At 73.5% G+C, this 20,428-nt stretch carries 17 protein-coding genes; 12 read left to right on the forward strand and 5 right to left on the reverse strand.

What is annotated here, in order from left to right:
• The first annotated feature begins 2 nt into the window (after positions 1-2).
• On the forward strand, positions 3-899 hold the full coding sequence (locus ACIGXM_RS30365; protein ID WP_396566509.1) for a Gfo/Idh/MocA family protein: 897 nt from the start codon (positions 3-5) through the stop codon (positions 897-899).
• Positions 900-917: 18 nt separating this feature from the next.
• On the opposite strand, the gene ACIGXM_RS30370 is transcribed toward ACIGXM_RS30365, so the two are convergent.
• On the reverse strand, positions 918-1,139 hold the full coding sequence (locus tag ACIGXM_RS30370) for a hypothetical protein (protein ID WP_396566476.1): 222 nt from the start codon (positions 1,137-1,139) through the stop codon (positions 918-920).
• Between the two features lie 41 nt (positions 1,140-1,180).
• Positions 1,181-2,395, reverse strand: coding sequence for an MFS transporter (locus tag ACIGXM_RS30375; protein ID WP_396566478.1), 1,215 nt, complete (start codon positions 2,393-2,395; stop codon positions 1,181-1,183).
• A gap of 144 nt (positions 2,396-2,539) precedes the next feature.
• On the opposite strand from ACIGXM_RS30375, the gene ACIGXM_RS30380 reads away from it, so the two are divergent.
• Positions 2,540-2,998 (forward strand): MarR family winged helix-turn-helix transcriptional regulator, encoded by a 459-nt coding sequence (locus ACIGXM_RS30380; RefSeq protein WP_396566480.1) that lies wholly within the window; start codon positions 2,540-2,542, stop codon positions 2,996-2,998.
• Positions 2,999-3,131: 133 nt separating this feature from the next.
• Here the strand turns inward: ACIGXM_RS30380 and ACIGXM_RS30385 are convergent, their stop codons facing one another.
• The gene (locus tag ACIGXM_RS30385) at positions 3,132-3,677 is read right to left on the reverse strand and encodes a hypothetical protein (protein WP_396566481.1); all 546 of its coding nucleotides are present in this window, start codon (positions 3,675-3,677) and stop codon (positions 3,132-3,134) included.
• A 420-nt stretch (positions 3,678-4,097) separates the two neighbouring features.
• Between ACIGXM_RS30385 and ACIGXM_RS30390 the strand changes: the two genes are divergently transcribed.
• The gene (locus tag ACIGXM_RS30390; RefSeq protein ID WP_396566483.1) at positions 4,098-4,895 is read left to right on the forward strand and encodes a Clp protease N-terminal domain-containing protein; all 798 of its coding nucleotides are present in this window, start codon (positions 4,098-4,100) and stop codon (positions 4,893-4,895) included.
• Positions 4,896-5,000: 105 nt separating this feature from the next.
• Here the strand turns inward: ACIGXM_RS30390 and ACIGXM_RS30395 are convergent, their stop codons facing one another.
• The gene (locus ACIGXM_RS30395) at positions 5,001-5,579 is read right to left on the reverse strand and encodes an MgtC/SapB family protein (RefSeq protein ID WP_396566485.1); all 579 of its coding nucleotides are present in this window, start codon (positions 5,577-5,579) and stop codon (positions 5,001-5,003) included.
• 107 nt (positions 5,580-5,686) lie between these two features.
• Positions 5,687-7,651, reverse strand: a complete 1,965-nt coding sequence (locus ACIGXM_RS30400; RefSeq protein ID WP_396566487.1) for a phosphocholine-specific phospholipase C — start codon at positions 7,649-7,651, stop codon at positions 5,687-5,689.
• Between the two features lie 431 nt (positions 7,652-8,082).
• Here ACIGXM_RS30400 and ACIGXM_RS30405 point away from each other — a divergent pair, with 431 nt between their 5' ends.
• The 9 genes from ACIGXM_RS30405 to ACIGXM_RS30445 all read left to right on the forward strand — a co-directional run bounded on the left by ACIGXM_RS30405 (position 8,083) and on the right by ACIGXM_RS30445 (position 20,332).
• Positions 8,083-8,388, forward strand: a complete 306-nt coding sequence (locus tag ACIGXM_RS30405) for a hypothetical protein (RefSeq protein WP_396566489.1) — start codon at positions 8,083-8,085, stop codon at positions 8,386-8,388.
• Positions 8,385-8,606 carry a hypothetical protein gene (locus tag ACIGXM_RS30410; RefSeq protein ID WP_396566491.1) on the forward strand — a complete coding sequence of 74 codons (222 nt, stop codon included), beginning with the start codon at positions 8,385-8,387 and terminating at the stop codon, positions 8,604-8,606. The genes ACIGXM_RS30405 and ACIGXM_RS30410 overlap by 4 nt, the downstream gene beginning before the upstream one ends.
• 94 nt (positions 8,607-8,700) lie before the next feature.
• Positions 8,701-10,413, forward strand: a complete 1,713-nt coding sequence (locus tag ACIGXM_RS30415) for an acyclic terpene utilization AtuA family protein (RefSeq protein ID WP_396566493.1) — start codon at positions 8,701-8,703, stop codon at positions 10,411-10,413.
• Between the two features lie 59 nt (positions 10,414-10,472).
• Positions 10,473-12,008, forward strand: a complete 1,536-nt coding sequence (locus ACIGXM_RS30420; RefSeq protein ID WP_396566511.1) for an acyl-CoA carboxylase subunit beta — start codon at positions 10,473-10,475, stop codon at positions 12,006-12,008.
• An 11-nt stretch (positions 12,009-12,019) separates the two neighbouring features.
• Complete coding sequence (locus ACIGXM_RS30425) at positions 12,020-14,014, forward strand: acetyl/propionyl/methylcrotonyl-CoA carboxylase subunit alpha (RefSeq protein ID WP_396566495.1); 1,995 nt, start codon at positions 12,020-12,022, stop codon at positions 14,012-14,014.
• 37 nt (positions 14,015-14,051) lie between these two features.
• Complete coding sequence (locus ACIGXM_RS30430; RefSeq protein ID WP_396566497.1) at positions 14,052-15,233, forward strand: acyl-CoA dehydrogenase family protein; 1,182 nt, start codon at positions 14,052-14,054, stop codon at positions 15,231-15,233.
• Between the two features lie 158 nt (positions 15,234-15,391).
• Entirely contained in the window at positions 15,392-16,966 is a 1,575-nt protein-coding gene (locus tag ACIGXM_RS30435) for a 4-coumarate--CoA ligase family protein (RefSeq protein ID WP_396566499.1), read from the forward strand.
• Between the two features lie 124 nt (positions 16,967-17,090).
• A complete protein-coding gene (locus tag ACIGXM_RS30440; protein ID WP_396566501.1) occupies positions 17,091-17,705 on the forward strand; it encodes a TetR/AcrR family transcriptional regulator in 615 nt (204 codons plus the stop codon).
• 155 nt (positions 17,706-17,860) lie between these two features.
• A complete protein-coding gene (locus tag ACIGXM_RS30445) occupies positions 17,861-20,332 on the forward strand; it encodes a SpoIIE family protein phosphatase (protein ID WP_396566503.1) in 2,472 nt (823 codons plus the stop codon).
• Positions 20,333-20,428 lie beyond the last annotated feature (96 nt).

Below are 20,428 nucleotides of genomic sequence, written 5' to 3' on the forward strand. Positions count from 1 at the left end.
CGTTGCCGGTCGCGGTGATCGGCCTGGGCGACATCGCCCAGAAGGCCTACCTCCCGGTGCTGGCCGCACTGCCCGGCCTGGACCTGCACCTGATGACCCGGGACCGGGCCAAGCTGGACCGGATCGGCGACACCTACCGGATCGCGCCGCGCTTCACCGACCTGGACGCGCTGATCGCCAGCGGTGTCCGGGCCGCGTTCGTGCACGCCGCCACCGACCAGCACGTGCCGATCGTCGAACGGCTGCTCTCGGCCGGTCTCGACGTCTACGTGGACAAGCCGCTCGACTACCACCTGGCGGGCGCGCGCCGGCTGGTGGAGCTCGCCGAGGAGCGGAACCGCTCGCTGCTGGTGGGCTTCAACCGGCGGCACGCGCCCGACTACGCGCAGGCCAGGGAGTGCCCGCGCGATCTGATCATCATGCAGAAGAACCGCGAGGGCCTGCCGGAGGACCCGCGCACCCTGGTGTTCGACGACTTCATCCACGTGGTCGACACCCTGCGGTTCCTGGTGCCGGGGGAGATCGAGCACGTCGACGTCCGTTCCCGGGTGCGGGACGGGCTGCTGGAGCACCTGGTGCTCACCCTGGCGGGGGACGGTTTCACCGCGCTCGGGGTGATGAACCGGATGAGCGGCTCCACCGAGGAGGTGCTGGAGGTCTCCGGCGCGGACGCCAAGCGGGTGGTGGTCAACCTGGCGGAGGTGGTCGACCACCGCGGGCAGCCCACCGTGCGGCGGCGCGGCGACTGGGTGCCGGTGGGGCGCCAGCGCGGGATCGAGCAGGTGGTGCGGGCGTTCCTGACGGCGGTCCGCTCCGGCCACCCGGTGAGCGCCCGGGACGCGCTGCGCACCCACGAGCTGTGCGAGCTGATCGTCCGGCGGGTGACCGGCGAGGAGTGATCCGCCGTCCGGCCCGGCCTAGCCGGCGGGCGAGAGCGGCATCTGCCCGGTGAGGGCCTTCACGGGCATGGTGAGGCCCATCACCGGAAAGGTGGTGAGGACTCCGGGCACGCTGGGGATGGCCGGGGTGCCCTTGGGCAGGCTCGGCGCGGCTCCGTCGGCCGCGGCCGGCCCCGCCGCGGCCAGCGCGGTGGCGCCGAGGAGCGCCGCGGTGAGGACGGCCCGGGTGGTGGTGCGCAAGGTGACCTCCGTTGTCAGGGGTGCGGTGACCTGCCTAACCGTCAGCGAGCCGCGCCGGTCACGGCCGGCTCCGGGGTTCGCGCCGTCCCGGTCGTCCCCGGCCGGGGCGCCGACCGGCGTTCCAGCGCGCCGGAGAGGACCGCGAGCAGCAGCGCCGAGCCGGTCATCAGCGCGCCGACCCAGCTGGGCGCGGTGTAGCCGAGGCCGGCCGAGATGACCAGCCCGCCGAGCCAGGCCGCCAGCGCGTTGCCCAGGTTGAAGGCGCCGATGTTGACGGCCGAGGCGAGCGTCGGGGCGTCCGCGGTCTGGTCCAGCACCCGCTTCTGCAACGGTGGCACGGTGGCGAAGCCGAAGGCGCCGAGCAGCGGAATGGTGATCGCCGCCCCGAGCTGGCTGTGCGCGGTGAAGGTGAAGAGCGCCAGGGTGAGCGCCAGCGCACCGAGCGAGACGTGGAGCATCGGCATCAGCGCGCGGTCCGCGAACCGGCCGCCGACCAGGTTGCCGGCCACCATGCCCACGCCGAAGAGTGCCAGCAGCCAGCCGACCGCGGAGCCCGGGAAACCGGCCGGGCCGGTCATCATCGGCATGAGGTAGGTGATCGCGGCGAAGACGCCGCCGAAGCCCAGCACGGTCATCGCCATCGCCAGCGTCACCTGGACGTCGCGGAACGCCGCCAGCTCGCGCCGCAACGACCCGCCGCCCGTCGGTCGCGGCAGCTCCGGGACCAGCGCCGCGACACCGGCCAGTCCGACCAGACCGATCCCCGCGACCGCGGCGAAGGTGACCCGCCAGCCGTACTGCTGGCCGACCAGCGTGCCGAGCGGGACGCCGACCACGTTGGCCACCGTGAGGCCGGTGAACATCAACGCGATCGCCCCGGCCCGCCGCCGCGGCTCGACCAGCTCGGCGGCGACCACCGAGCCGATGCCGAAGAAGGCGCCGTGCGCGAGCGAGGCGAGCACCCGGCCGGCCAGCAGCAGGCCGAAGCTCGGGGCGGCGGAGGAGAGCGCGTTGCCGAGCACGAAGAGGCCCATCAGCAGCATCAGCATCCGCTTGCGCGGGATCCGGGTGCCCAGCGCGGTCAGCAGCGGGGCGCCGACCACGACGCCGAGCGCGTAGCCGGTGACCAGGAAGCCGGCGGTCGGGATCGACAGGTGGAAGCCGGCGGCCACCTGCGGTAGCAGGCCGGTCGCGACGAACTCGGTGGTGCCGATTCCGAAGGCGCCGATGGCCAGGGCCAGCAGTGCGAGAGGCATGGGAGCCGCCCTCCAGGGTACTTGCGTGCGGTGCTTGCAGGCTTATGACGGTAGTTGCACACGCGTGATAATTGCAAACGCTGGATATTTTGCGAGCGGGCTATCCTGGTCCTTCCCATACCGGTGAGTGCTGAGGAGCAGGGCATGAGCGAGCAGGTCGGGCGGGGTCTCGCCCAGGGGTGGTGCGCCCTCTCCGCCCTGCACGGCCGGATCGAGACGCACATCGAGCGGGCCCTGCAGGCCGGCCACGAGCTGAGCGTGCGCGAGTTCTCACTGCTGAACGTGCTGAGCGGTCAGCACGACGGGGAGGGCGGCCACCTGCGGATGAGCCAGGTCGCCGAGTCGGTGCTGCTGAGCCAGAGCGCGACCACCCGGCTGGTCTCCCGGCTGGAGGACCGCGGCCTGCTCGCCCGTTACCTCTGTCCGACCGACCGTCGGGGCATCTACACCGAGGTCACCGCGCGGGGTCGGGAACTGCTGGAGCGGGCCCGGCCCACCAACGACGCGGCGCTGCGCGAGGCGCTGGCCGATGCCGAGGGCCGGCCCGAACTCGCTCCGCTGGTGGCCGCGGTGCGCACGCTCTGGGCGCCGGCCGACGCCTGAGGCCCTCGCGGGCGCGCTGCTCGTCGGAGCCGGACGCACCGCACCCCCGGGCGCCGTGACCAGCGGCGACCGGGGGTGCGGTAGATCCGGGTGGGCCCGCGCGGTGGGCCCACCCGGGGGTTTGTCGGGTGTGTCAGGCGGAGGGGCTGCTGCTCGCCGCCGCGGACGGCTGGCCGGACGGGCGGGCCGGCATCAGCGGCGCGCAGGTCTTGTACGCCGCGGCGGTCGTCGGGTCGGCCGTGTTGAGGGCCTTCATGCCGCCGGTGGCCGGGATGGTCACGCCGTGGTCCTTCAGGCAGCTGGTGAAGGCCGCCATGGCGGAGCTGTTGAAGTTGCCGCCGCGGCCGCCGCCCTGCGGTCGGAGCGAGGCGCAGGCCTGCATCGCGGCCTGGCGGGCCGGGTCGGGCGAGCTGCCCGCGAAGCCGCCGCCGTAGCCGCCGCCGGGCGCGCCGCTGGGGTGACCGCTCGGACGCCCGGTGGGCATCGTCACGCCGTGCTGCTGGAGGCAGCTGGTGTAGGCGGCCATGGCCTGACCCCGGCTGCCGGAGGCGGCCGCGGTGGGCGAGCTGGACGCCGCCGTGCTGGACGACGAACCCGACGAGGAGCAGCCCGTGAGCAGCAGCGCGCCGGAGACGAGCAGTGCGGCGGCGCCGGCGGAACGGATGGTGGTCCGGAACAAAGCCGGTGCCTCCTAAGTGGGTGGAAACGGGTGGACCGCCGGAGCTGAACGGGGGCGAGCCGCCGACGGTTCATCGACTGAATCGCACGGTCGTTTAGGGAAGCTGGGCCTTGCTGGGAGTCACCGCCCGGTGTCCTGGGACGGGCTGGGGAGACGATGATCAATCCTGGGGTCGTCTGTGGTGCTATGTCCGATATAAGCCTCGGTGACCGGTGCGACTGCCCCCAGGAAACTCCCAGCCTTTTCGTAGTCGGGCGAGGGAGAAGCTTTGCACGCGGATGGTCCGGCCGAGGGAAAGCGGGCCGGGTGCTGTGAGGGGTCCGTGGTGGCGCGGTGTCCATGTCCCCTTCCGGGCAGCCTCGTTGACGCATAACCCTAGCGGGGGTACAAAGGGGTTATCTGACGTGGAGAGGGGCTGCGATGCCAAAGATCAACGTCTATCTGTCCGACGAGCTGGCGGAGGCGGTGCGCGAGGCGGGGCTCTCGGTGTCGCCGATCTGCCAGCGGGCGCTGGAGGCCGCGGTGCGGCGGGTGACCGCCATTCGGGAGGCGGCGCTCGGCGACCTGGCCGGCGAGGATCCGGACGGCCGGCTGAGCCGGTTCACCGCCCGGGCGCGTGCCGCGGTGCGGCTCGGGACGGAGCAGGCCACGGCCGACGGCGCGTCTGGTGTCAACACCCTCCACCTGCTCGGCGGGCTGCTCGCGGAGGGCGGCAACCTGGCGCTCCAGGTGCTGGGCGCGCTGGAGATCACCCCGGCGCAGGTGGCCGGGGAACTGGCCCGCGGCGCCGGCCCGGCGGCCGTGGTCGAGCCCGGCGGCGAGGGAGGGGGCGAGGGCCTCCGCTTCAGCCGCTCGACGGCCGACGTGCTGGAGCTGGCGGTGACCGAGGCGCTCTCGCTCGGGCACAACTACGTCGGCTGCGAGCACCTGCTGCTCGGCCTGGTCGCCGAGCCGGACGGTGGTGCCGGCCGGCTGCTCCGCGGGCTGGGTGCCGAGCCCCGGCTCACCCGCCGTGCGGTGATGGCCGCCCTCGCCGGCTACGCCCACCTCCGCGCCGCCCAGCAGCCGACCGCCCCGGCGCCCGCCGGTGGTCTGCCCGAGGACGTGGTCCCCCTGCTCACGGCGGCGATCGCCAGGGAGATCCAGCCTCTCCTCACCCGCATCGAACGCCTGGAGGCCCAGCTGCCCACCGACGCCCCCACCCCACCGCCGGCCTGACCAACGGCAGATCCCCGCTCCCCGGCCGCCCGTGCCGCGGGCCCCCGGGAGTCGGTCCGTCCGTGCACCGGTCACGCGAACCGGTTCCGCGACGACGTGGAGGGGTCAGGCGGACGAGGTGGACGGGGACGCGGACGCCAGGCGGTGCGGGCAGGTCTCCGGCGAGCATCCCGGATCGGTGCACCAGCCCTGCTCGACCAGCAGCCGTTCGTCGGCGGGATCCAGCCCCGACGGGGTGCCGGTCTCGTCCTCCGAGAAGCAGGGGGCCCAGCGGCGGCCGTCCAGCAGCCGAAGGACGGGGATGTGCCGGATCTCCAGGGTGAGCAGGGCCAGCACCGTGCCGGTCAGGGCCAGCAGCAGCATGCCCTCGCCCGCCGCCGCGCCGATCGCGGCCGCGGTGAAGATCGTGGCGGCCGTGGTGATGCCGCGGACCACGTCCCCGGTCTCCCGGCTCTCGCGGAAGGTCAGGCCGCCTCCGATGAAGCCGACGCCGGTGATCACACCGGTCAGTGCGTTGGGCGCGCCGTGCTGCGCCAGCGTCGCGACCGCGGCCGAGCCCAACCCGATCAGCGAGAACGTACGGTCGCCGGCCGCGGCGCCGCGCAGGCTGCGCTCGAAGCCGATGGTGAACGTCAGCGCGAAGGCGACCAGCAGGTGTTCGATCATGGTGAGCTCGGAGTTCATAGCGGCATTGAACCTCAGGACGTCGAGTGCCCGACCAGGGGCTCCCGCACTGCGGCGGGCCAGGCGGTCAGGAGTCCACCCGGCCCGCCGCGAGCGGGATCGCGCGGCTACTGCGCGTACAGCCGTCCCGCGAAGCGGCGGGCGAAGCCGTCGCCGGTGTCGGCGGTGACGGTGAAGTCGTAGCGGCCCGCCGCCGTCGCCCGCAGGGTCGCGGTGGCCGAGCCGCCGGCCGCGACGGTCACCGTGCTCGCGGTACCGCCCGAGGCGAGGTAGGCGGCGTTGGGGCCGATGGTGAAGACCGCCGCCGCCGAGCCGGCGTTGGTCAGCGTCAGGGCGAGGGTCGCGCCGTCCAGGTTGTCCACCACGTACGCCTCGGGGTGCGCCACGCCGCTCTTGGACCAGGTCAGCACGTTGCCCTGGAAGCCGCGCAGGTAGCCGTCGGGGCCGTGCAGGTCGATGTCGTAGGGGCCGCCGCCGTACGTCTTGGCGGAGAAGTAGTCGGAGATCGAGCCACCGGCCGCGCAGGTGTACGGCCAGGCCGCGTAGGTCCGGTCGTTGACCGTGTAGGCGGTGAACGCGCCCGCCAGCGAACCGCCGGAGACCGTCTTGAACCAGATCCGGCCGGTGCTGGTGTCGGTCCAGGAGGTGGTGTTGAAGACGTAGCCGAGCGACTGCGCGGGACGGTCGCCGGACTCCTGGGCCGGCAGCCGGCCGGCCGAGGGCACGGTGGGTGCGGGCAGCGACTCCTGGTTGTTCGCCGCGGTGACCAGCGCGCCGGTGTCCGGCAGGCCGGTGGGGAAGGCGACCGGGCTGACGCCGAAGTTGAACGCGCTGGTCAGGTCGCCGCTGACCTGCCGGCGCCAGGCCGAGATGTTGTCGCACCGCACGCCGGTGACCAGCTCGGCGAACTGCAGCGGCGAGGTGTGGTCGAAGGTCTGCGAGCAGACCCGCCCGCCGGTGGTCCAGGGCGAGATCACGGTCATCGGCACCCGCGGGCCCATGCCGATCGGCGCGCCGTTGACGAACTCGTCCGCCGTTCCCGAGGCGGGGGTGGGTGGCGCGACGTGGTCGAAGAAGCCGTCGTTCTCGTCGAAGTTGTAGAAGACGACGGTGGAGTCCCAGGTCGCCTGGTCGCTCGCGATCGCCGACAGCACGCCGCTGACGAAGTTGGCGCCGTCGGCCGGACGGTAGGCCGGGTGCTCGGACTGCGCGGTCGGGGAGACCACCCAGGAGACGGTGGGGAAGGTGCCGGCCGCGATGTCCGCGCTGATCGCCGAGGCGACGTCGGTGACCCGCGCCATGCCGTTCACGTAGAGCGGGGAGTCGGTCGAGGCGTTCTGGAACTGGGAGAACCAGGCCAACGGGTTGTCGTCGAAGTTGTCGGACTGCTGGTAGACCCGCCAGGAGACGCCCGCGTCCTGCAGCATCTCGGGGTAGGTGGTCCAGGAGTAGCCGGCCTCGCTGTTGTCGGTGACCGGTCCGCCGCCGGTGCCGGACGGGTCGATCATGCCGGTCCACTGGTAGAGCCGGTTCGGGTTGGTCGGCCCCTGGACCGAGCAGAAGTACTGGTCGCAGATGGTGAACGCGTCGGCCAGGCCGTAGTGGAACGGGATGTCGCCGCGGTTGAAGTAGCCCATGGTGAACCCGGTCTTCTCCGGGATCCAGTTGTTGTACAGCCCGCCGTTCCACGCGCCGTGGGTCCCGGACCAGCCGTGGTCCAGGTCGCCGACCTGCTGGGCGTCCGTGGTGGCGGTGTTCAGGTGCCAGGGCAGCAGGATGCCGCCGCCCGAGGCGGAGCCCTTGGTGGACTGGTTCCACACGTTGGAACCCTTGGGGAAGCGCAGCAGCGAGGTGTCACCGAAGCCGCGCACGCCCGACAGAGTGCCGTAGTAGTGGTCGAAGGAACGATTCTCCTGCATCAGGATCACGACGTGCTTGACCGAGGAGAGCGAGCCGCTGCCGGTGCTCGCCGCCATCGCGCGGCGGACCGAGCCGGGCAGCACACCCAGCGCGCTGCTCGCCCCGAGGGCGGCGGCCGAACCGAGCAGCGTCCGGCGGGAGATCGGTGACATCGAGAGACCTTTCGTCAGGCCGCGCGGGAGCAGGCTGCCCGCGGCAGTCGTGGGTCACGACGGTTCACCAGAAAGGTGCCGTTGCCTCGCGTAACTTGTCTGGCCAAGTTCGCTGTACGGGACATGACGTGCAGACGGCGAATCGACGACGGATGTGACGGCCCGTCGGGTCGCTTAGCTCGAACAGGTGGTAACCCCGTACGGGACGGGCGCTCCGAGTGCCGCGCACGGTACGGTCGGCGCAGGCACGGGGAGGGAAGCCGGTGGATCCGTCGTCAGGAGTGCGGGCCTGCCCGCGGTGCGCCGGTGGCGGCGTCACCGAGAAGTGGCAGCACACGGTTGAACTCGACGAGAGCGGTTACCAGGTCGCCAGGGCGTACGCCTTCACAGGGCAGTGCGAACACTGCGGCGGGAAAGGCTGGGTGGGCTGAATGCGTCCGATCTTCGAGTGCGTCGAATGCGGAATCCGCTACCTGCCGCCCGAGGACATGCGGTACTCGGACGGCAGCACCGCGAGCCCGCTCTGGTGCACGCGGGACCAGGCCCGGAAGCGGGAGTCGGGCATCACCGAACCCCCGGCCGCCGCGGCCGCCGCCCTGTACGCGGCCCGGCTGCGCACCCCGCCGTCCGTCACCGAGGAGCCGAGGCGCGGCGGGCGGGTCGGGCAGGCCGAGCAACCGGCCCGCACCCGCCGTCCCGCCCGCGCGCCCGGCGGCGCCAGGTCCAGGCTGCGTTGAGGAAGCAGTCGCTGGGCTTGGTCCGGTCCGCCGGACCCTGCGAGCTGGCCAAGGACTTCGACCCGACCGGGACCGCGGTGCGCGACCGGCGTAGCGGGCTCGCCCGGGGTGGCTCCGGCGAGCGCGACGGCCCGACCGTCGTCGAGCGCCAGGGGCCGGCCCGGTTGCGACGGGGAGCCGCCGCCGACCACGGCTTGCGGTCACGGCGCTCCCCGTGACACGTGGCTGACGCATTATCAGAACAAGCATGCGTGATTGCTTTTTCCGCCCATCGCTGTCACTCTTCCAGTCGGAGCGAGGAGGGGTGCACTCATGGCACTGCGGATCGGCAACGCCTCGGGGTTCTACGGGGACCGGTTCTCGGCGGTTCGGGAGATGCTCACCGGCGGGCCGCTGGACGTGCTGACCGGTGACTATCTGGCCGAGTTGACCATGCTGATCCTCGCCCGGGACCGGCTGAAGGACCCGCGACTCGGCTACGCCAAGACCTTCCTGCGCCAGCTGGAGGAGTGCCTGGGCCTGGCCGTGGAGCGCGGGGTGCGGATCGTGGTCAACGCGGGCGGCCTCAACCCGGCCCGACTGGCCGAGGCGATCGGCGAGTTGGCCGCCGCGCAGGGCATCGCCCTGCGGATCGGCCGGGTCGAGGGGGACGATCTGCTGCCCCGGGCCGCCGAGTTCGGCGACCCGCCGGGCCTGCTCGCCGCCAACGCCTACCTGGGTGCCCACGGCATCGCCGAGTGCCTGCGGGCCGGCGCGGACCTGGTGGTGACCGGCCGGGTCACCGACGCGGCGCTGGTGGCCGGCCCGGCGGCCGCACACTTCGGCTGGGGACCGGACGACCTGGACCCCCTCGCCGGAGCCGTGGTGGCCGGCCACGTGCTGGAGTGCGGGGCCCAGGCGACCGGCGGCAACTACGCGTTCTTCACCGAACTCGCCGCCGACCACGACCTCACCCACCCCGGCTTCCCGCTCGCCGAGGTGCACGCCGACGGCAGTTGCGTGATCACCAAGCACCCGGGCACCGGCGGCGCCGTCACCACCGGCACGGTCACCGCGCAGCTGCTCTACGAGACGGCCGGCGCGCGCTACGCCGGGCCGGACGTCACCGCCCGGCTGGACACCGTGCGACTGGAGCAGCAGGGGCGCGACCGGGTGCGGATCAGCGGGGTGCGCGGCGAGGCGCCGCCGCCGACCCTCAAGGTCGGGCTGAACCGGCTCGGCGGTTGGCGCAACGAGGTGGTCTTCGTGCTCACCGGCCTGGACATCGAGGCCAAGGCCGAGCTGGTCCGCGGTCAGTTCGAGCACGCGCTGGACGCCGCCTCCGGGAGCCGCCCGGCCGAGCTGCGCTGGACGCTGGCCCGCACCGACCAGCCGGACGCCGCCACCGAGCAGCAGGCCAGCGCGCTGCTCCAGCTGACCGTGCGCGACCCCGACCCGGCCAAGGTCGGCCGGCCGATCAGCTCGGCCGCGGTGGAGCTCGGCCTGGCCGGTTACCCGGGCTTCCACCTCACCGCGCCCCCCGGGCCGGGCGCGCCGTACGGGGTGTTCGAGGCCGTCCAGCTGGACGCCGAACTGGTGGAGCACTGGGCGGTGTTGCCGGACGGCACCCGCAGGGCCGTCAAACCGCCCACCCGGAGCCAGGAGTTGGCCGACGCCGACGCACCGCCGCTGCCCGCGCCACTGCCGCCCGGACCGACCCGGCGGGTTCCGCTCGGGTTGGTGGTCGGCGCCCGCAGCGGCGACAAGGGCGGGGACGCCAACCTGGGCCTGTGGGCCCGCAGTGAGGACGGCTGGCGCTGGCTGGCGCACACCCTCACCGTCGAGCGACTGCGCGAACTACTGCCGGAGACAGCAGAGTTGCCGGTGGTCCGGCATCTGCTGCCGAACCTCTGGGCGGTCAACTTCGTGATCACCGGCCTGCTCGGCGAGGGCGTCGCGGCCCAGGCCCGGTTCGACCCGCAGGCCAAGGCGCTCGGGGAGTGGCTGCGCGCCCGGCACGTCGACATACCGGAGGTCCTGCTGTGACCGTGCTGACCAGCCGGGTCGATCCCGGCACGCCCGAGCACCGGGCCAACCGGGCCGCGATGCTGGAGAAGCTGGCCGCGTTGGACGCCGAGCACGCCAAGGCGCTGGCCGGTGGCGGGCCCAAGTACGTCGAGCGGCACCGGGCCCGCGGCAAGCTGCTCGCCCGGGAGCGGATCGAGCTGCTGCTGGACGCGGACAGCGCGTTCCTGGAGCTCTCCCCGCTGGCCGCCTGGGGGAGCGACCACCCGGTCGGCGCGGGGCTGGTGACCGGGATCGGCACGGTCGAGGGCACCGAGTGCGTGATCATCGCCAACGACCCGACCGTGCGCGGCGGGGCCAGCAACCCGTGGACGCTGCGCAAGGCACTGCGGGCCAACGAGATCGCGCTGCGCAACCGGCTGCCGCTGATCAACCTGGTCGAGTCCGGCGGCGCCGACCTCCCCAGCCAGAAGGAGATCTTCATCCCGGGTGGCGCGCTCTTCCGCGACCTCACCCGGCTCTCCGCCGCCGGGATCCCGACCATCGCGGTGGTCTTCGGCAACTCCACTGCCGGCGGCGCCTACGTGCCGGGCATGTCGGACCACACCGTGCTGGTCAAGGACCGCGCCAAGGTCTTCCTCGGTGGTCCGCCGCTGGTCAAGATGGCCACCGGCGAGGAGGCCGACGACGAGTCGCTGGGCGGCGCCGAGATGCACGCCCAGGTCTCCGGACTGGCCGACCACTTCGCACTGGACGAGCCGGACGCGTTGCGGCTGGCCCGGCGGATCGTGCACCGGCTGCACTGGCGCAAGGCCGGCCCGGAGCCCGGGCGCGCCGACGGTCCGCCGCGCTACGACGAGGAGGAGCTGCTCGGGATCGTCCCCGGCGACCTCAAGGTGCCCTTCGACCCGCGCGAGGTGATCGCCCGGATCGTCGACGACTCCGACTTCGACGAGTTCAAACCGCGCTACGGGAGCAGCCTGGCGACCGGCTGGGCCACCCTGCACGGGTACCCGGTCGGCATCCTGGCCAACGCCCAGGGCGTGCTGTTCAGCGCCGAGTCGCAGAAGGCGGCCCAGTTCATCCAACTGGCCAACCAGCGTGACCTCCCGCTGCTCTTCCTGCACAACACCACCGGCTACATGGTCGGCAAGGACTACGAGCAGGGCGGCATCATCAAGCACGGCGCGATGATGATCAACGCGGTCGCCAACAGCACCGTGCCGCACCTCTCCGTGCTGATGGGCGCCTCCTACGGCGCCGGCCACTACGGCATGTGCGGACGGGCCTACGAGCCGCGCTTCCTGTTCGCCTGGCCGAGCGCCAAGTCCGCGGTGATGGGCCCGCAGCAGCTGGCGGGGGTGCTCTCGATCGTCGCCCGGCAGTCCGCCGCGGCCAAGGGGCAGCCGTACGACGAGGAGGCCGACGCGGCGATCCGGGCCATGGTCGAGCAGCAGATCGAGGCCGAGTCGCTGCCCGCCTTCCTCTCCGGGCGGCTCTACGACGACGGCGTGATCGACCCGCGCGACACCCGGACCGTGCTCGGCCTCTGCCTCTCCGCGATCCACAGCGCCCCGGTCCAGGGCGCGCGTGGCTACGGCGTCTTCCGGATGTGAGGGACCTTCCGATGCCCGAGAGCACCACGATCCGCCGCCTGCTGGTCGCCAACCGCGGCGAGATCGCCCGCCGGATCCTGCGCACCTGCCGCGACCTCGGCATCGCCACCGTCGCGGTCTACTCCGACCCCGACGCGGACGCCCCGCACGTCCGGGAGGCCGACACCGCCGTCCGGCTCCCCGGAGCGGCGCCCGCGGACACCTACCTCCGGGCCGACCTGCTGGTGCGGGCCGCCAGGTCGGCCGGCGCGGACGCGATCCACCCCGGCTACGGCTTCCTCTCCGAGGACCCGGCCTTCGCCCGTGAGGTACTGGCGGCCGGGCTGACCTGGGTCGGCCCACCCCCGGACGCGATGGCCCGGATGGGCTCCAAGACCGCCGCCAAGCGCCTGATGGCCGCCGCCGGCGTCCCGGTGCTGGGCGCGGTCGACCCTGCCGAGGCCACCGAGACGGACCTGCCGCTGCTGGTCAAGGCGGCGGCCGGCGGCGGCGGGCGGGGCATGCGGATCGTCCGCCGCCTGGCGGACCTGCCAGGCGAGTTGGCCGCGGCGGCGGCCGAGGCGCAGGCCGCGTTCGGCTCGGCCGAGGTCTTCTGCGAGCCGTACCTGGCCACCGGGCGGCACGTCGAGGTGCAGCTGCTGGCGGACACGCACGGCACGGTCTGGTCGCTCGGCGAGCGCGACTGCTCGGTGCAGCGCCGCCACCAGAAGGTGATCGAGGAGACCCCCGCGCCGGGGCTCGCCGACGGGCTGCGCGCCGAGCTGGCCCGGGCGGCCACCGCCGCGGCCCGGGCGATCGGCTACACCGGCGCCGGGACGGTGGAGTTCATGCTCGGCCCGGACGGCCGGTTCTTCTTCCTGGAGATGAACACCCGGCTGCAGGTCGAGCACCCGGTCACCGAGTGCGTGACCGGTCTCGACCTGGTGGAGCGTCAGATCGCCGTCGCCGAGGGCGAGATGCTGCCGGCCGAGCCGCCCGCCGCGCGCGGCTGGGCGATCGAGGCGCGGCTCTACGCCGAGGATCCGGCCCAGGGCTGGCAGCCGCAGACCGGCGCGCTGCACCGGGTCGAACTCCCCGGTGAGGCCTTCGTGCGACCGGTGGGACCGGCCGGGCTGCGGGTCGACTCCGGGGTGGAGAGCGGCTCGTCGGTCGGGATCCACTACGACGCGATGCTCGCCAAGGTGATCGCCTGGGCCCCGACCCGGGCCGCCGCGGCCCGCCGGCTGGCCGACGCGCTGGCCCGCGCCCGGTTGCACGGGCCGGTCACCAACCGGGAGTTGCTGGTCCAGGTGCTGCGCCACCCGGACTTCCTGGCGGGCCGGGTGCACACCGGGTTCCTCGCCGAGCACGCCGGCGACCTGCTGGCGGAGGGTGAACAGTGTGATGACAAGCGGGAGTTGCCGCTGGCGGCACTGGTCGCCGCGCTCGCCGACGCCGCCGCCCGTCCCGGACCGCTGCCGTCCGGCTGGCGCAACCTGCCCTCACAGCCCCAGGTCAAGCGCTACCGGGCCGCCGACGGTACCGAGTTGGCCGCCCGCTACCGGCTGACCAGGGACGGGCTGCGGGCCGAGGGACATCCCGGGGTGCGGCTGCTGTCGGCCGCCCCGGACCGGGTGGTGCTCGAGGTGGACGGCCTGCGGCGGAGTTTCGCCGTCGCGGCGTACGGCGACACCGTCCAGCTCGACTCGCCCGCCGGGGCGGTGGCGCTGACCGTGCTGCCCCGGTTCCCGGAACCCCGGGCCGAGCAGGCGCCGGGCGCGCTGCTCGCCCCGATGCCGGGCACGGTGGTCCGGCTCGGCGTCGCGGTCGGCGACCGGGTCGCGGCCGGCCAGCCGCTGCTCTGGCTGGAGGCGATGAAGATGGAGCACCAGGTGACCGCCCCCCGGGCCGGCACCGTGACCGAACTGCGCGCCGAGCCGGGCCGGCAGGTCGAGTTGGGCGCGGTACTGGCCGTGGTCGAGCCGGCCGCCGAGCCCGGACACGAATCCGACACCCCCACCCACTGACCACTCCTGACCCACCCCGAGCCCGGGAGGACCGGACATGCCCGCACCGCACAGCACCGAGAGCCCGCTGATCGAGACCCCCGAACAGACCGCGCTGCGCCGGGCGGTCGGCGACCTGGGCCGCCGGTTCGGCTCCTCCTACTTCCTCGGCAAGGCCCGCGCCGGCGAACACACCGACGAACTCTGGCAGGAAGCCGGCAAGTTGGGCTACATCGGGGTCAACCTGCCGGAGGAGTACGGCGGTGGCGGCGCCGGCGTGACCGAGCTCGCCATCGTGCTGGAGGAACTGGGCACCGCCGGCTGCCCGTTGCTGATGCTGGTGGTCTCCCCGGCGATCTGCGGCACCATCCTGGCCCGGTTCGGCACCGAGGCGCAGAAGCGGCACTGGCTGCCCGGACTGGCCGACGGCAGCAAGAAGATGGCTTTCGCCATCACTGAGCCCGACGCCGGCTCCAACTCGCACCGGCTCGCCACCGTAGCCCACCGGGACGGTGACGACTGGCTGTTGAACGGCCGCAAGGTCTTCATCTCCGGCATCGACGGCTCGGACGCGGTGCTGGTGGTCGGCCGCACCGAGGACGCCCGCACCGGCAAGCTCAAGCCCGCCCTGTTCATGGTGCCGCGCACCGCTCCGGGCTTCGAGTACCGCCCGATCGCGATGGAACTCGTCTCGCCCGAAAGGCAGTTCGAGGTCTTCCTGGACGACGTCCGGCTGCCCGCCGACGCGCTGGTCGGCGACGAGAACGCCGGCCTGCAGCAACTCTTCGCCGGGCTCAACCCCGAGCGCATCATGACCGCCGCGTTCTCCCTCGGGATCGCCCGCCAGGCGCTCGACACCGCCGTGGGGTACGCGAAGACGCGCACCGTCTGGGAGCAGCCGATCGGCGCCCACCAGGGTCTGGCCCACCCGCTGGCGCAGTGCGCGATCGAGATCGAGCTGGCCCGGCTGATGATGGCCAAGGCCGCCCACCTCTACGACGCCGGCGACGACCTGGCGGCCGGCGAGGCGGCCAACATGGCCAAGTACGCGGCGGGCGAGGCGGCTTGCCGCACCGTCGACCAGGCGGTGCAAACCCTCGGTGGCAACGGCCTGACCGAGGAGTACGGCCTGGCGGCGCTGATCTCGGCGACCCGGGTCGGCCGGGTGGCGCCGGTCAGCCGCGAGATGGTGCTCAACTACGTGGCCCAGCACACCCTCGGGCTCCCGCGCTCCTACTGACCGGCCCGGCCGGGCCCTGGGGTACCTTGAGCCGTCGGTCGGCGCGCCGTGGGGGCGTGCACCGCCCGGCGGCCGGGTAGCCTCCGGCAGCCGGGCGTGGTGCCGTGCGTCCGCGGCCCGACCGGCTGCCCACCCGTACGCGAACCGCAGGAGTCGCCATGGTGTTCCGCAGCGAGTATCCCGATGTGCCCGTCGTCGACCTGTCGATCCACCAGGCCGTGCTCGGCGGGGCCGCCCGCTTCGGCAACGCGCCGGCGCTGCTCGACGGGATCACCGGCAAGGCGCTCGGATACGCCGAACTCGCCAACTCGGTGGGCCGGTTAGCCGCCGCACTGGCCGAGTCCGGGCTGCGCAAGGGCGACGTGGTGGCACTGCTCAGCCCGAACAGCCTCGCCTACCCGGTCGTGTTCTTCGGCGCCAGCCGGGCCGGCGCCACCGTCACCACGGTCAGTCCGCTCAGCACTCCGGGTGAGTTGGCCGCGCAGCTTCGCGACAGCGGTGCCCGGTGGGTGGTCACCGTCTCGGCCCTGCTCCCGGTCGCCCTGGAGGCCGAGGTGGAACTCGCCAAGGACGGCGTCGGGTTGCGTGAGGTGATCGTCTGCGACCGGGCCGCCGGCCACCGGTCGCTCGCCGACCTGCTGAACACCACCGCGCCGGTACCCGACGTCGCCGTGGACCCGGGCACCGACGTCGCGGTGCTGCCGTACTCCAGCGGTACCACCGGTCTGCCCAAGGGCGTGATGCTCACCCACCGCGCGATCGCCACCAACCTGGCCCAGGTGGACGCGCTGCACCAGTTCGCGCCCGGTGAGCGAATTGTCGGAGTTCTTCCTTTTTTCCATATATACGGTCTTTCGGTGCTGATGAACCGCGCGCTGCGCGCCGGCGCGACCGTCGTGGTGCTGCCGCGCTTCGACCTGGAGCAGTTCCTGCGCACCATCCAGGAACACCGGGTCGAGGGCCTGTTCGTCGCCCCGCCGATCGTGCTGGCACTGGCCAAGCACCCGCTGGTGGAGCGGTTCGACCTCTCCTCGGTGCGCTACGTGCTGAGCGGCGCCGCGCCGCTCGACGCCGAGCTGGCCGCCGGCTGCGCCGCCCGGCTCGGCCTGCCCACCATCCACCAGGGCTACGGGATGACCGAACTCTCGCCCGTCACCCACCTGGTGCCGCTGACCGACCAGTCGCCCGCCCCCGGCGCGGTCGGCAAGCTGGTCTCCTCCACCGAACTGCGGCTGGCCGCGCTGGACGGCTCGAACGGAGACCTCGGCCCTGGGCAGACCGGCGAGGTCCTGATCCGCGGCCCGCAGATGATGCGCGGCTACTTCGGCCGGCCCGGCGAGACCGACGCCACGGTCGACGCCGACGGCTGGCTGCACACCGGGGACGTCGGCCGGGTGGACGAACGCGGCTACCTGCACGTGGTGGACCGGGTGAAGGAACTGATCAAGTACAAGGGCTACCAGGTGGCGCCCGCCGAGCTGGAGGCGCTGCTGCTCGGCCACCCGGGGATCGCCGACGTGGCCGTGGTCGGGGTGACCGGTTCGGACGGCGAGGAGCGGCCCAAGGCCTTCGTGGTCCGCGCCGCCGGCAGCACGCTCGACGAGGCCGAGGTGATGGCCTTCGTGGCCGCCCGGGTCGCGCCCTACAAGAAGGTCCGGGCGGTGGAGTTCCTGGCCGCCGTGCCCAAGTCGGCGAGCGGCAAGATCCTCCGCCGCGAGCTGCGGGCCCGCTGACCGGCGCACCGCCCCGCGACCGGGGCGGCTGGGCCCGGCCGCCGTCTGCGAGGATCGCGGTGGCCGGGCCGCGGGTCCGGACCGATCCGCACCCCGAGATCCCCACCGACCCGGAGCACCGCCGATGACCACCGCCGCCAGAACCCCGCAGCAGGACCGCAGCCGGGCCACCCGCCGACGGCTACTGGAGGCGGCCGTCGAGTGCCTCGCCGAGCTGGGGTGGAACGGCAGCACCGTCACCGTGGTGGCCGAACGCGCCGGTGTCACCCGCGGCGCCGCCCAGCACCACTTCCCGACCCGCGAGGACCTCTTCACCGCCGCCGTCGAGCACGTCACCGCCGAGCGGCTGGCCGCCGTCCGGGCCGGCACCGGCGAGCTGCCGCCGCCCGGCCCGGCCCGTACCGAGGCCGTGGTCGACCTGCTGGTCCGCCTCTACACCGGGCCGCTGTTCCGGGCCGCCCTGCACCTGTGGGTGGCCGCCGCCACCGAGCAGCCACTGCGCGAGCGGATCATCGCGCTGGAGAACCGGGTCGGCCGCGAGTCGCACCGTGCGGCGCTGGAGTCCCTCGGGGTGGACGAGAGCGCGGCCGGGGTCCGGGAGACCGTCCAGGCCACCCTCGACCTGGCCCGCGGCCTGGGCCTGGCCAACCTGCTCACCGACGACGGCGCCCGCCGGGCCGGCGTGGTCCGCCAGTGGGCCCGGCTGCTCGACGACGCGCTGGCCCGCGACCGCGGCTGAGCGTTCCGGGCCGGCCGGTCGCGCTGAGCACACTGGGTGACCGCCGGTGGCGCGCGGTCGCCGGGCCGCCGATCACCGGGCAGTCTGGAGAAGAAGCACTGGGCCGCCCGCCGCGCGCCCGGGACCGGACGAGCCGCCGGGGTGTGTTCCAGACCATGCAGACGCCAGACAGCGGCCCCTCTGCCGAGGGAGGCCAGAACGCCGGGACGCCGGAGATCGTCCCGGCGCGGCTGGACGGCCACCGGCTGGTCCCGGTCGCCACCGCCCTGCTCGACGCCGACGGCCGGATCCTGCACTGGAGTGAGGACGCCGAGCGGCTGCTGGGCTGGCCGGCCGAGGAGATCGTCGGCCAGTACGCCGCCCCGCTGCTCACCCGGCCCGAGCGCCGCCACGACGTGATGGCGCTCTACGGCCGGATCGTCTCCGGCCGGCGCTGGTCCGGAGTCTTCCCGGTCCGCCACCACGACGGTCACGAGGTCGAGCTGGAGTTCCGCACCTACGGCATCGTCGGACCCGGCGGCCGCCCGATGGTGCTCGCCACCGGCTCGGACGTCCGGGCGCTGCGCCAGGTCGAGGCGAACCTCGCGATGATGGACGGCTTCTTCACCCAGTCCCCGATCGGCATGGCGGTCTACGACACCCAGCTGCGCTTCGTCCGGATCAACGAGGCGCTGGCCCGGATCAACGGGGTGCCGGTCTCCGGGCACCTGGGCCGGCGGGTCGACGACGTGCTGCCCGGCCTCAACGCGGCCGAGATCGAGGAGGTGATGCGCGAGGTGCTGGCCACCGGGCGGCCGGTGGTGGACGCCCGTTCGCACGGCCGCACCCCGGGCGACCCGGGTCGTGACCGGGCCTGGTCCACCTCCTACTACCGGCTGGAGGACGTCTCCGGCCGGGTGCTCGGCCTCAGCTCCTCGATCATCGACGTCACCGAGCGGTTCCAGGCCGAGGCCCGGGCCGCCCGGGCCCAGGAGCGCCTCTCGCTGCTGGCCGACGCCTCCACCCGGATCGGCACCACCCTCGACCTGCGGCGCACCGCCGAGGAACTGGTCGGGGCGGTGGTCCCGCGGTTCGCCGACTTCGCCACCGTCGATCTGCTGGACCCGGTGCTGCAGGGTGAGGAGCCCAGCCAGCTCGGGCCGGACCAGGGCATCCTGCTGCGCGCGGTGGCGGCCGTCCAGGCGCACGGGTCCGGACTGACCGCGGCCGCCGACTCGGTCGGCGAGACCACCGCCTACGACTCCAACCGGATCTACACCCAGAGCCTGCGCAGCGGAAGGCCGCTGCTCTTCCGGCACGTGGACGAGGCGGCCCTGATGAGCCTGGCCGCGCACCCCGACCGGGTCGAGCCGGGGCTCGAAGCCGGCGTCCACTCCTATCTGCTGGTGCCGCTGATGGCCCGCGGCATGGTGCTCGGCGGCGCCGAGTTCGTCCGCACCCACCACCCGGAGCCGTTCGGCGACGCGGACGTGGCGTTGGCCGAGGAGCTGGTCGCCCGGACCGCCATCTGCATCGACAACGCGCGGCTCTACCGCCGCGAGAAGGAGACCGCGCTCACCCTGCAGCGCAGCCTGCTGCCGCAGGAGATCCACCGCACCCTCGGCCTGGAGATCGCCTACCGCTACCTGCCCAGCAGCGTGGTCAGCGAGGTCGGCGGCGACTGGTTCGACGTGGTGCCGCTCTCCTGCGGCCGGGTGGCGCTGGTGGTCGGCGACGTGATGGGCCACGGCATCCGGGCCGCCGCCACGATGGGCCAGTTGCGCACGGTGGCCCGCACCCTGGCCACCCTCGACCTGCCGCCCGCCCAGGTGCTGGCCCGGCTGGACGAGACCGCCACCGGCATCGGCGAGGGCCAGTTCGCCACCTGCGTCTGCGCGGTCTACGACCCGGTGGACCGCAGCTGCACGCTGGCCGGCGCCGGCCACCTGCCGCCGGTGGTGATGGCGGCGGACGGCAACGCGCGCACCCTGGACCTGCCGCCCGGAGTGCCGCTCGGGGTCGGCGGGGTGGCCTTCGAGAGCGTGGACTTCACCCTGGGCGAGGGCGGCATCCTGGCGCTCTACACCGACGGGCTGGTGGAGCGCCGTGGCGAGGACATCGACCAGGGCATCGACGCGCTGCGCCGCACCCTGGCCGAGCGCGGCCGCACCCTGGAGGCGCACTGCGACGCAGTGGTCTCGACGCTGGTGCGCGGCGGCACCGAGGACGACATCGCGATGATCATGGCGCGGGCGCTGCCCGTCCCGCACGACCGGATCGCCACCCTGCCGCTCACCGGCGAGGAGCCGATGCCCGCGCTGGCCCGCCGCTTCACCCGCAGCACGCTCGGCGCCTGGGGGCTCTCCCCGCTCGCCGACTTCGCCGAACTGCTGGTCAGTGAGCTGGTCACGAACGCCCTGGTGCACGCCCAGGAGCCGCGTCGGCTGCGGCTGTTCCGGGACCGGGCGCTCACCCTGGAGGTGGCGGACACCGGTCGGCAGAGCCCGCGGCTGCGCCCGGCCAGCTCGGAGGACGAGGGCGGCCGGGGGATGCACCTGATCAACGAGCTGGCACACCGCTGGGGCAGCCGGCTGACGAAGGAGGGCAAGGTGGTCTGGGCCGAGCTCGACCTCCCGCTCGGCAGCTAGGTGTATTGACCACGGAGGTTGGTGACGGGGTTCACGGTGATGTGATCTTGAAATGAGTGAGGGCCTTCTGGCTCGGTGTGGATTGCGACATCTACC

The organism is Kitasatospora sp. NPDC052896, assembly GCF_044547075.1.
In the GTDB taxonomy this organism is placed as follows: Bacteria; Actinomycetota; Actinomycetes; order Streptomycetales; family Streptomycetaceae; genus Kitasatospora.